Below are 11,531 nucleotides of genomic sequence, written 5' to 3' on the forward strand. Positions count from 1 at the left end.
TGGCGGGGGTGGACAGATCGTTCATCCCCCGTTTTTGCTAATAAAATCTTTAGAATAATGAAAGGAAGTGGGCGCGGATATGCTGGTTAAAAAGCGCACAAAGTCAAAAGAACTATTTATCTTAGAATTATTAAACAAACGAATGAATTTGGAAAGAAAGGAGAAACAGCGTTATTTTAATTTGAAAAAAGGCTTCGAAGGTGAAATGAGATTTGATGATTTCATCGAAAAACTGCAGTGTGAGTGCCTCATACTCCATGATTTGTTATTAGAAGTAAATCATACGATGTTTCAAATTGACTCCCTGCTCATTATGCAAAAACAACTGTACATTTACGAAATAAAAAACTATCATGGTGACTATTACTTTGATAAGGACAAATTCTGCAATACATCAAACGTAGAATTGACCAATCCGATTCACCAGCTCAATCGAAGTGTCACCTTACTAAGTCAGTTGATGCATAGCCTCGGGGCCAAGCTATCCATCGACTCCGCCGTTGTTTTTATAAACCCGCAATTCACCCTATACCAAGCGCCAATGGACAAACCAATTATCTTTTCAAGCCAGCTTAAGCGCCATATGGAAAAATGCCATGCAACACCTTCCAGGCTTTCGGATCAGCATCGAAAATTGGCAGAACAATTACTGGCACGCCACATCGCCGAGCCCCCTTTTAAAAATCTTCCTGCATACGATTATGAACAGCTCCAAAAAGGGATTACCTGTATGAAATGTCATACTTTTTCCATCGAGATAGAGAATAGATCAGTTATATGCCAAGGCTGCGGGTTTCAAGAATCGGTTAAAGACGCCATTATCAGAGCAGCCGAAGAATTCAAGATGCTATTTCCGGAAGATAAGATGACGGCAAATATCATTCACGACTGGTGTCAAGTGGACCGGACGAAGGCAACGATTAAAAATATACTGTCTCAGCAGTATACAAAAAAAGGAAATCGCAGGTGGGCATATTATGTGTGAACAGACATGTAAAAGGCCCTGCGTTGGATAGGTGTGCGGATGATGAAAAATTCGTTATTAAAGCACTCATGCTCTGGAAAAGCGTAATAATTGTTGATAGAGCATCGCTTAAAGCAATAACACCCCAGAAAAAGCCGAATTATTGTTGATAGAGCCTCTCTCAAAGCAATAACATCCCAAAAAAAGTCGAAGTATTGCTGATAGAGTCTCTCTCAAAGCAATAACATCCCGGAAAACGCCGAATTATTGCTGATAGAGTTCGTCTCAAAGCAATAACATCCCAAAAAAAGTCGAAGTATTGCTGATAGAGTCTCTCTCAAAGCAATAACATCCCAGAAAAAGCCGAATTATTGTTGATAGAGCCTCTCTCAAAGCAATAACATCCCAAAAAAAGTCGAAGTATTGCTGATAGAGCCTCTCTCAAAGCAATAACACCCCAGAAAACGCCGAATTATTGTTGATAGAGCCTCTCTCAAAGCAATGACATCCCGGAAAACGTAGAAGTATTGTTGATAGAGCCTCTCTCAAAGCAATGACATCCCAGAAAACGTAGAATTATTGTTGATAGAGCCTCTCTTAAAGCAATACCCCCATTACAAAACGCAAAAAAAGTGAATGCCTCTTATCAAAACAAATAATTTCCACGCTGAAAACACTATGCGATGTATTTCACTTTCCGCAGTGCTCGTGGTATAGTAGTTTTGAATAGTCATTTGAAATTTTTTCATTTTCACAGAGCTAATGACTAATTGTTTTGGAAACCGAAGATAATGGAAGGGAAGATACATCATGGCAAAAAAACAGCAGATTGGTGTTGTTGGACTGGCTGTTATGGGAAAGAATTTGGCTTTCAATATTGAATCGAGAGGCTACTCTGTTGCGGTTTATAACCGTTCTTCGGAAAAGACCGACAACATGATGAAAGAAGCCGGAAATAAAGATGTTGCAGCGACCTACAGTATGGAGGAATTCGTGGACGCACTTGAAAAACCGCGCAAAATCCTGTTGATGGTTCAGGCTGGTAAAGCGACGGATGCAACGATCGATCAGCTGCTGCCACATTTGGATAAAGGTGATATTCTGATCGATGGCGGGAATGCATTCTATAAAGATACGCAGAAACGAAATGCGTTTTTAAGCGAGCACGGCATTCATTTTATTGGTACAGGGGTATCTGGCGGCGAGGAAGGTGCATTGCATGGACCGTCCATTATGCCAGGCGGACAGAAAGAGGCGCATGAATTAGTCAAACCAATTCTGGAAGCTATCTCAGCCAAAGTGGATGGTGAGCCTTGTACGACTTATATCGGACCTGATGGCGCGGGGCATTATGTGAAAATGGTCCATAATGGTATTGAATATGGGGATATGCAACTGATTTGCGAGGCATATGCCATTATGAAAGATGTTCTTGGGTTGGATGCAGATGCAATGCATGAAGTATTTGCGGAATGGAACCAGGGCGAATTAGACAGTTACTTGATTGAAATCACCGCTGATATTTTCACAAAAAAAGACGAAGAAACCGGCAAACCATTGGTGGATGTCATCCTTGATACGGCCGGCCAGAAAGGTACTGGAAAATGGACAAGCCAAAGTGCGCTTGATCTAGGGATTCCTCTGCCAATTATTACCGAGTCTGTGTTTGCACGCTTCATTTCAGCGATGAAAGAAGAACGTGTCCATGCAAGTCAAGTACTTTCCGGTCCAGATAACGAAGCCTTCACAGGCGATAAAAAAGAATTGATCGAAGCAGTGCGCAAAGCGCTGTACATGAGTAAAATCTGCTCATACGCTCAGGGATTCGCCCAAATGCGTGCAGCTTCCAAGGAATTTGACTGGAACCTGAATTATGGTGAAATCGCGATGATATTCCGTGGCGGATGCATCATCCGTGCTGCTTTCCTGCAAAAGATCAAAGATGCTTACGACAGGGATCCGGAAATCGCGAACTTGCTGCTTGATCCTTATTTCAAAGAGATTGCGGAAGGCTATCAGCAGGCATTGCGTAAAGTGGTTATGGTTGCAGTGGAAAATGGCATTGCGGTACCCGGATTTTCTGCAGCACTTTCTTATTATGACAGTTATCGCAGCGAACGCCTTCCAGCCAACCTGTTGCAGGCACAGCGCGATTATTTCGGTGCCCATACGTACCAGCGCGTTGATAAAGAAGGAACCTTCCATACCGAATGGATGGATAAATAATATAACGAAGTCGTACGAAAAGGAGCTCCTTCTTGTACGACTTTTCATTTTACAACCAGAAACCCCCGGCTCAGCAAAGAGCCGGGGGTTTTATGGGTTATTTTATTCCTCAACCGGCCACCAATGATGACCGTTTTTGGAAAGTAATTTGTTTGCTGCGTCCGGCCCCATTGTACCTGACGCATAATTTGGGAATGCCGGCCGCTTCATGCGCCAGCCTGCCAAAATGGAGTCGATGAAAGACCAGGAAAGGGCAACTTCATCCCAGTGGGTGAAGTTCGTCGCATCACCAAGCAGACAGTCATACAACAGTTTTTCATATGCCTCTGGTGTGTTAATGCCGTGATCTGTCAGGTTGTTGCGATAGCTCAGCTTGATCGGCTCGGCATGCCCAACCTTATCCTTCTTGGCATTTAGGTAAAGCGTGACGCCCTCTTCAGGCTGGATATTGATGACGAGCAGGTTCGGGTGCTGGTCATCTTTATTTTCATAGTATAAATTCATCGGGATGTTTTGAAACTCGACGACGATTTTTGTTGATTTAACAGCCAGGCGTTTACCTGTGCGAATGTAGAATGGCACGCCTGCCCAACGGTAATTGTCAATCATGATTTTTCCGGCAACATATGTCTCCGTATCAGAATCCTGCAGCTCTTCGGTTTCTTCACGATAGCCTGTGACTTCGCTTCCGGCTATTTGACCTGGACCATACTGTCCACGGACGAAATACGCATCTACATCTTCCGGGTTAACGCTGCGCATGGCCCGAAGCACCTTGATTTTTTCCGAACGGACTTCTTCCGTTGTCAAGTTGATTGGGGGCTCCATCGCCAAAAGTGCTACCATTTGCATCATGTGGTTTTGTGCCATATCCCTTGTCGCACCAGAATGGTCGTAGTAGCGAGCACGTTCTTCGACACCAAGCGACTCACTCGAAGTGATCTGGATGTTAGAAATGAAACGGTTGTTCCATAAATGTTCGAATAAACCATTGGCAAAGCGGATGACTTCAATATTCTGCACCATTTCTTTACCGAGATAGTGATCAATACGATAAATTTGATCTTCATCAAAGGCAGAACGAATTTCTTCGTTAAGCTGTTTGGCTGAAGGCAAGTCATGGCCGAAAGGCTTTTCAATCACAAGACGTTTCCAGCCAGCACTGTCTTTTAGCCCATGTAATTTCAGATTTTTTGCAATGATACCAAAAAATTCTGGAGCCATTGCCAGGTAGAAGACTCTGTTCCCTTCTGTATGAAAATCTTCCTCCAGCTCCTGTATCAGGCTGTTCAAATCCTGGTAAGAAGCGGAATTGGTGACATCAACAGGCTGGTAGAAGAAGCGGGAGGAAAAAGCCTGCAAATCTTTGTCACGCATATCTATATTTTTAACGGATTGTTCGACGTTCTCGCGGTAACTTTCATTTGTCCAAGGTCTTCGCGCCGCACCGATCACAGCAAAATCTTCTATTTTGCCCGACCGGAACATGCGATACAGGGAAGGATAAAGCTTGCGTTTTGCCAAATCGCCGGTAGCGCCGAAAATCACAATCACTGCTTTTGGTTTTAATTGTTCTTCCACGATTGAACCTCTATTCTAAACGTATTTTTCTGCATAGTCGTATTCCATTTTATAGCCATTATCCACGAAAATCAACTTTGCAAACTGAATAGATAGAGAAGATGCCAAGGTATCGCGAGGGGAGACGGAACACAGTTTGGGCTATGGACCAAGGTGTTTCCTGACCGATTTGAAGTAGGCCCCTGCTTGTATTGTCGGACCTCATCCATATGATCCGATATCGCAGGAAAAGCGGCTTCCTTGCAAACAGGAAACGTGTCCCTCCCGTATACCGGCTTCACAGTCAACCTGATTCATTTCCAAGCTTTTTTTATAATTTGGTTGATAATCTCGGAGAACATCAACCCAAAGCCGATACCCCCGGATAGCAACATCACTTTGACGGAATATTCCACAGCGGTATAATAGTCGTTCTCCACAAAATGTCGCATTGCATTGTAGGCCATACCACCAGGGACGAGCGGGATGATTCCTCCTACAATGAAAATGATGATGGGCGTTTTATACAGTTTCGCACAAATTTGGGTGAGCACAGCGACAAGCATCGCAGCTAAAACAGTTGCCGGCAAAATGTCCATACCCTGCTGTGTAAGCACGTAATATAGTATCCAGCCAACCATACCAACCAGTCCGCACTGGATTAGCGTTTTTCGGGGAGCGTTAAATAAAATGGCAAATCCTGCAGATGCAACAAAGCTAGTCGCAAGCTGAGCAATCCAATCTGTGGCAGACATATAGCAGGTTCCTTTCTTTTCAGTAGTAGCAATTGGTATGGCAACGTGAAAAATTATAACCAGGCAAGCACAGCCGCGATACCTGCACCGATCGCACAGGCTGTAAGCAGTGATTCCACTCCTTTGGAAACGCCGGCGATCAGATGGCCGGCCATCAAATCCCGTACAGCATTGGTGATGGGCAAACCGGGGACAAGCGGCATGACAGCACCGATAATGATTTTCTCCAGCACGATGCCAAAATGAATGTAAACAAAAAATACAGCCAGCAGGCCGATGATAAGGGATGCGGCGAATTCTGCAAAGAAACGTATACCAAAGAACCGATCGATAGTGAGCATTGTGGTAAAACCGGCTCCCCCTGTGAAGATGGCCGGCAGGAAATCCTGCCAGGCACCACCGTACATAATAGCGAAACACCCACTCGCCACCCCAGCGGCAACAATCTGCAGCCAGCTCGGAAATTTTTGCGTATCATTCCGTAAATCCAACAGTTTCTGGTAGGCGTTTCCTACCTCCAATTGTCCGGCTGAAATAGCCCGGGAAATATGGTTCACCTTTGCGATCTTATGTAAATCGGTTGTTCGTTTGGAGATACGGATGAATCCGGGGATAGCGGCGCTTTCAGCGGCAAAATGAAGCCCGGTAGGTGTGGCATAACTTTGCGCGTCACCTAAACCAAAAGCGGCAGCGATGCGATCCATCGTATCTTCCACACGATATGTTTCCGCACCACTTTCCAGCATGATTTTTCCGGCAAGTATGCAAGTCTTCGCAATCAAATCACGATCTTTCAATTTCTTCACCAACTTTTATGTAAAAAACATCGTTTATGAGACCTTTTCAAGGCAAGGATTAGACTGATGCCTTGCCGCAGCATATGCATTATATTATATCCCTGTGAACAATGAAAGCAAAGTGACAGGGAAGGCACATAGCCACCGTCTGGCACGTCATAGAGCGGTTGTTTCAGCGATGCTGATGGCACCTTAAAATGTGTTCTGGACTGCAAAAAACCTCCAGCCAGAGACAATGTCATCTTTTCATTGCAATGTTGGAAAATAAGTCATAAAATAAAAGTGAGTAATCACTCATTTACTTATTTGAATCATTCTTTGATGGGAAAACCTGTGCTATGAAAGAGGGCAGTGACGCGTAAATCGATTTGTTAGAACTGAAAGTGTATGAACGCAAATATCAAGGAGTGCAAACTCCAGCGTTTAATGCCGATATGTTAGTAGCGCAGCTATAAGCTGCTTGCGAAAGCAGCAATAAAAGGGAGGTTTTTCAATGTCATTTGTTCAATTGAACCATATCGTAAAAAGCTTCAAACATCAGGAGGTTTTAAAGGACATTTCTCTTGAGATTCCTGAAGGGCAGATTTTTGGGCTGCTTGGTCCGTCGGGATCCGGCAAAACAACACTTATTAAAATCATGCTTGGTCTTCTAAAGCCATCAGATGGCACCGCAGTTATTGAAGATACTGTCATGCCTTCGCTAAAACAAATGCGTTCTATCGGATACATGGCGCAGTCGGACGCCTTATATAGTGAACTGACTGCACGGGAAAATCTATTATTTTTTGCAAGTATCTATGGGATCCGTAAAAGCAGGCGGAAGCGGAGAGTGGAAGACATTGCGAAGATGGTCGATTTGACGGATCATCTTGATAAAAAACTGGCGGCTTTTTCCGGAGGGATGCTGCGTAGGATGTCGCTGGCCGCAGCATTGATGCATTATCCAAAACTGCTTGTTCTCGATGAACCTACTGTAGGCATCGATCCGGTTTTGCGTGCTTCCATTTGGAAGGATCTAAAGAATCTGCAAAACCAGGGTACGACTATCATTATTACTACACATGTCATGGACGAGGCGGAGAAATGTGACTGCCTTGCCATGTTGCGAAACGGCCGGATCATTGCTCAGGGAAGCCCTGCTGAATTACAGGAAGCCAGCAAATCGAGTACTTTAGAAGAAGCATTTTTATATTATGGTCAGCACGGAAAATCAGCTGCGGGGAGTGTGGAGTAAATGCGGATTTGGGCGATTGCCAAACGAATCATATTGGAATTTTTACGCGATAAAAGAAGTATGGCTCTATTATTCATTGTACCGTTGTTTATCATGACACTGTTATGGCTTGTCTTCAACGGCAATGATTATGAACCGACGATCGCTGTCAGCAGCTTGCCAGCGCCACTTGAAAAGGCATTGGAAAAACAAGATGCCACATTGAAAAACATGGCACCCGATGAAGCCAGGAAGGCAATGCAGGATGAAGAAATTGATGCTTTTGTGCAGTGGGGAGGTAAAACGATCAACGTCACTGTTGAAGGAAGCGACTCCACGGCTACTTCCGCAGTGCAAAAAGTTTTATCACAGGCTTCCGGGGAACTGGATTCGCATAAACAGCCTATGGACATCCAATACCTTCATGGTTCCGGCGATTTAAATATGTTTGATAATATTGGCTCTGCACTTATCGGATTTTTCGTCTTCTTTTTTACCTTCCTGCTTTCAGGAATCACATTCTTGCGTGAACGTACACAGGGAACATTGGAGAGACTCCTTGCCATGCCGATCAAGCGCTATGAAATAGTTGGCGGCTATTTTCTCGGGTTTGGCATATTTGTTATCGTACAGTCTGTGCTGGTTGTGCTTTATTCCGTGCTCGTTTTGGATATTTATATGGTCGGCCAGCTGTGGGAGGTGTTGATCGTTGCAGTTTTGCTGGCACTTTCAGCACTTGGATTGGGCACACTGTTATCAACCTATGCGAATAATGAGTTTCAAGTGATGCAATTTATTCCGATTGTGATTGTTCCGCAAATATTCTTTGCCGGCATTTTCCATTTTGGCTATGATTGGCTGGAGCAAATCGGCAAAATGATGCCATTGCATTATGGGGCGGATGCGTTAAGAGAAATCATGATTCGGGGACAGCATTTAACAGATGTCTGGGTTGATTTGACTGTCATTTGCGGTTTGGCGATATTGTTCGTCTTATTAAACATCGCCGCCCTGAAAAAATACCGTAAGCTGTGAACGGAGGGGTAAAATGAATGAAGAGAACACACCGGAAAATAAGATGAAAAAAATGCAACAGGATAAAAATTTGACTCCAAAGCAGGTCGATATCCTGCATGCGGCCATTGAACTTTTTGCTAAGAAAGGTTATTTCAATACCTCCACCAGTGAGATTGCTAAGCTGGCGGGGGTAGCGGAAGGGACAATTTTTCGGCATTATCGCACCAAGAAAGAGTTGTTGAAGGCGGTACTCGCACCAGCAATCGTAGATTTTACGGCAACTTATTTTGTCGAACAATTTATTGAAGAAGCTGTTCATACGTCACATAAAAACATGCGCAGCTTTTTGGATGTGTTCATCCGCAACAGGTTCGCATTTGCTGCGGAGAACACGCCTGCAGTAAGGATATTATTGCAGGAACTGGCTTTTCATCCGGATATGCAGGCGATAATCAAGCATGTCTTCAAGACAAAAATGTACCCGCAGCTAAACAAGGTGCTTACCTATTTCAAAGAGCGGGGGGAATTGAAAGATATAGCGATTCCGGATATGATCCGCATGATGGTACCTTCCATTCTTGGGTTGCTTATCAACCGTTTCATCTTACAGCCTAATCAGGAGCACGATGATGACATGGAAATACAGCAGACCATTGATTTTATCATGCACGGATTGGCAGCTGACCGATGATGAGAAATTAATGTGGTTTTGTAAAAAAAGCTTGAATACTCAAAATAACTCTCGATAAACCATAAAAAAGTTTGTTACAATAATCATAATAATTGTGTGGTGAGAACGTTAAAGAGGCCATTGCCTCATGTTAACCAAGGGGGAGTTATTTGAGTAGAAAAGGAATAACTGTCAGATTAATATTGGTATTTTCATAGGTCTGTTTATCATCCCGCCAGTTCTATCTTTTTTCGGAGTTCCCTCATTTGATCATGTACTCGGGAGCATGTTTGGAAAAGATAACCCTATCGTTCTGATCATAGCATTATTAGTCATCTTTTTGAGCGTTATCAGTGCTTACAAAAAAACTAAGAATTGACAAGATGTCGGTTCGAAGGAACACTCCCCCCCAGTCGAGCGATTATTTAACTAAAGGAGGCATTTTTGAAATGACAACAACTTCACCCTGGGCAGATTGGCTTTTGTACGTACCTATGATTATCAACTTGTTTTATTTAGTGGTCACTGTATTTGGAATTTATTTTGCCTTTAAGGTAATTAAATTTATGAATACAAAAATAAGATTAGACAAAGAGAAAAATGAAAAACTCAACAAGTTAATTGCAGATTTGAATCAGGAGAAAGAAGTTAAATGATATTAATCAAACTGACGCTCATCGGAAAAAACAGTATCCAGTGTTTAAAATAGGCCATATTGCGGGGCTCTATCCCTCTCCCGCTGAAAACAAAAACAAATATAAAAAACTATTTTGGGCAACCTAAGGATACTTCGTCTTATAAGGTGGACAAATATGAACGATCAATCATACAAATCGCCGATGGCTGCTTTATTATGGTCCACTACACTATATGGCTTCGGACAGCTCTACAACAGGTCACATGATATTAACCGGGAGCTTCGAGCAAATAATGTTCCGGAGCCTACTAGAAAAACCAAAGGATTAGGTGAGCTATACGGATTAGCATCCGGTATGACCCTTGGATTAGCCTGGTCATCTTTTTTTATGAACCTCTTTATAGTGGCCTTGGATTTGCAATACTGGGCATTATCGTTGGCAGGTTGGTTGAAAATAGGAGTACAACGCATGCTGTTTCGCCGGAAAGGTACGAAAAATGAAATATGACAATTCCCCGGTGTCAATAAATGACCTGAAGGAAGTTCAGGAGCTTTTATTCAAAACAACTTATCAACGATGGATGGATGATGTTTTATTTTCGTTCAATTGGTGGTTCCTGGTTGTTATATCAATCCTTCCCTGGTTTATTTGGTGGAAATTGACCGACAAGACGCGATTGTTAGAAATTATTGTTGTCGGGTTCGCTGTATTCGGCATAGCTACGCTGCTTGATGTTATCGGTATTGTTTTTTCCCTCTGGACATACGGTTATAAAATTATTCAAATGTTTCCGCCATTAACCCCGGTAGATATGACTGCTCTTCCTATTATTTATATGTTGATTTATCAATGGTTTTCAAAATGGAAGACCTTTCTTATTGCGCATGTTATTATGGCCGCCATATCAACATTCATATTTGAACCCCTTTTTGCCTGGATGGATATTTATGTACTGCACGGATGGAAATATATTTACTCCTTCCCAATTTATATTGCTATGGCTGCTGGTGTGAAATGGTTTGTACAGAAAGTGATTGCTATCCAGGATAAGAAACGGTAAGGATTCTTTGTGGCCATTGGTTGATTCACTGGCTATTACATTTTTAATGATAAGTGTGATGTTGGCGATTGGTGTACCTGTTGCCTTTTTAATTTTCTTTCACCGGAGATTTACAGTCTCCTGGAAACATGTATTGGTCGGGGCTGGGATCTTTATTGTTTTCGCATTAATTCTTGAAAAAATGCTGCATGCCTATGTCCTTGATATGAATCCAGTGACGATGAAATGGGTTAAGAATCCATATTTTTATGCCTTATATGGCGGTTTAGCAGCTGGGGTATTTGAAGAAGTGGGCAGATTTATAGGGTTTCGGTACATATTGCAAAAATCACATGACTGGGAAGATGGTATTTCCTATGGGATCGGCCACGGGGGATTTGAATCCCTTTTTATTGGCGGGCTTGCATTTGGAAGTATGCTAATGAATGTTTTTTTGATTAACACAGGGGCTATGAATCAAACGATTCATCATGCAACAGGAGATAATGCTGCTGTGTTGAGGAATCTGAAGGATTATTTGATTCACACACCATCTGCAGAACCAGAATGGCTGAATCTCGCATTTGCATGGACGTTCGGATGAATAATAGCCAGAGAGATGGCATTGAACCCGTGATATTTTATGTATCGC

Annotated in this window: 12 protein-coding genes; 9 read left to right on the forward strand and 3 right to left on the reverse strand. The window is 42.9% G+C overall.

Annotated elements, in window-relative coordinates; genetic code table 11:
- The first annotated feature begins 79 nt into the window (after positions 1-79).
- Both ACFSMW_RS09665 and gndA read left to right on the forward strand, forming a co-directional pair.
- The gene (locus tag ACFSMW_RS09665; protein WP_390355165.1) at positions 80-985 is read left to right on the forward strand and encodes a nuclease-related domain-containing protein; all 906 of its coding nucleotides are present in this window, start codon (positions 80-82) and stop codon (positions 983-985) included.
- A gap of 789 nt (positions 986-1,774) precedes the next feature.
- Positions 1,775-3,190 carry an NADP-dependent phosphogluconate dehydrogenase gene (gene gndA, locus ACFSMW_RS09670; protein ID WP_390355167.1) on the forward strand — a complete coding sequence of 472 codons (1,416 nt, stop codon included), beginning with the start codon at positions 1,775-1,777 and terminating at the stop codon, positions 3,188-3,190.
- Between the two features lie 102 nt (positions 3,191-3,292).
- Here gndA and zwf read toward each other — a convergent pair whose 3' ends face one another.
- The 3 genes from zwf to ACFSMW_RS09685 form a co-directional block, all read right to left on the reverse strand.
- Positions 3,293-4,774 carry a glucose-6-phosphate dehydrogenase gene (zwf, locus tag ACFSMW_RS09675; protein ID WP_390355446.1) on the reverse strand — a complete coding sequence of 494 codons (1,482 nt, stop codon included), beginning with the start codon at positions 4,772-4,774 and terminating at the stop codon, positions 3,293-3,295.
- A 290-nt stretch (positions 4,775-5,064) separates the two neighbouring features.
- Positions 5,065-5,505, reverse strand: a complete 441-nt coding sequence (locus tag ACFSMW_RS09680; RefSeq protein WP_390355168.1) for a threonine/serine exporter family protein — start codon at positions 5,503-5,505, stop codon at positions 5,065-5,067.
- Positions 5,506-5,558: 53 nt separating this feature from the next.
- On the reverse strand, positions 5,559-6,311 hold the full coding sequence (locus ACFSMW_RS09685; protein WP_390355170.1) for a threonine/serine exporter family protein: 753 nt from the start codon (positions 6,309-6,311) through the stop codon (positions 5,559-5,561).
- A gap of 484 nt (positions 6,312-6,795) precedes the next feature.
- Here ACFSMW_RS09685 and ACFSMW_RS09690 point away from each other — a divergent pair, with 484 nt between their 5' ends.
- The 7 genes from ACFSMW_RS09690 to ACFSMW_RS09720 all read left to right on the forward strand — a co-directional run bounded on the left by ACFSMW_RS09690 (position 6,796) and on the right by ACFSMW_RS09720 (position 11,483).
- On the forward strand, positions 6,796-7,536 hold the full coding sequence (locus ACFSMW_RS09690; RefSeq protein ID WP_390355172.1) for an ABC transporter ATP-binding protein: 741 nt from the start codon (positions 6,796-6,798) through the stop codon (positions 7,534-7,536).
- Positions 7,537-8,550 (forward strand): ABC transporter permease, encoded by a 1,014-nt coding sequence (locus tag ACFSMW_RS09695; protein WP_390355174.1) that lies wholly within the window; start codon positions 7,537-7,539, stop codon positions 8,548-8,550.
- A gap of 13 nt (positions 8,551-8,563) precedes the next feature.
- On the forward strand, positions 8,564-9,223 hold the full coding sequence (locus tag ACFSMW_RS09700) for a TetR/AcrR family transcriptional regulator (protein ID WP_390355176.1): 660 nt from the start codon (positions 8,564-8,566) through the stop codon (positions 9,221-9,223).
- Positions 9,224-9,651: 428 nt separating this feature from the next.
- Complete coding sequence (locus tag ACFSMW_RS09705; RefSeq protein WP_390355178.1) at positions 9,652-9,858, forward strand: hypothetical protein; 207 nt, start codon at positions 9,652-9,654, stop codon at positions 9,856-9,858.
- Positions 9,859-10,014: 156 nt separating this feature from the next.
- Positions 10,015-10,347, forward strand: coding sequence for a hypothetical protein (locus ACFSMW_RS09710; RefSeq protein ID WP_390355180.1), 333 nt, complete (start codon positions 10,015-10,017; stop codon positions 10,345-10,347).
- Positions 10,337-10,900 (forward strand): CBO0543 family protein, encoded by a 564-nt coding sequence (locus tag ACFSMW_RS09715; RefSeq protein ID WP_390355182.1) that lies wholly within the window; start codon positions 10,337-10,339, stop codon positions 10,898-10,900. The genes ACFSMW_RS09710 and ACFSMW_RS09715 overlap by 11 nt, the downstream gene beginning before the upstream one ends.
- A gap of 16 nt (positions 10,901-10,916) precedes the next feature.
- A complete protein-coding gene (locus tag ACFSMW_RS09720; protein ID WP_390355184.1) occupies positions 10,917-11,483 on the forward strand; it encodes a YhfC family intramembrane metalloprotease in 567 nt (188 codons plus the stop codon).
- Positions 11,484-11,531 lie beyond the last annotated feature (48 nt).

Origin of the sequence: Tigheibacillus halophilus, assembly GCF_042683165.1 — a bacterium.
GTDB classification, from domain to species: Bacteria; Bacillota; Bacilli; order Bacillales; family Amphibacillaceae; genus Tigheibacillus; species Tigheibacillus halophilus.

Bases quoted from the DNA above. Each gene is read 5' to 3' on its own strand.
- ACFSMW_RS09680 (WP_390355168.1), bottom strand. From the start codon at position 5,505: ATGTCTGCCACAGATTGGATTGCTCAGCTTGCGACTAGCTTTGTTGCA.
- ACFSMW_RS09715 (WP_390355182.1), top strand. From the start codon at position 10,337: ATGAAATATGACAATTCCCCGGTGTCAATAAATGACCTGAAGGAAGTT.
- ACFSMW_RS09690 (WP_390355172.1), top strand. From the start codon at position 6,796: ATGTCATTTGTTCAATTGAACCATATCGTAAAAAGCTTCAAACATCAG.
- gndA (WP_390355167.1), top strand. From the start codon at position 1,775: ATGGCAAAAAAACAGCAGATTGGTGTTGTTGGACTGGCTGTTATGGGA.
- ACFSMW_RS09700 (WP_390355176.1), top strand. From the start codon at position 8,564: ATGAATGAAGAGAACACACCGGAAAATAAGATGAAAAAAATGCAACAG.
- ACFSMW_RS09695 (WP_390355174.1), top strand. From the start codon at position 7,537: ATGCGGATTTGGGCGATTGCCAAACGAATCATATTGGAATTTTTACGC.
- ACFSMW_RS09705 (WP_390355178.1), top strand. From the start codon at position 9,652: ATGACAACAACTTCACCCTGGGCAGATTGGCTTTTGTACGTACCTATG.
- ACFSMW_RS09665 (WP_390355165.1), top strand. From the start codon at position 80: ATGCTGGTTAAAAAGCGCACAAAGTCAAAAGAACTATTTATCTTAGAA.
- ACFSMW_RS09710 (WP_390355180.1), top strand. From the start codon at position 10,015: ATGAACGATCAATCATACAAATCGCCGATGGCTGCTTTATTATGGTCC.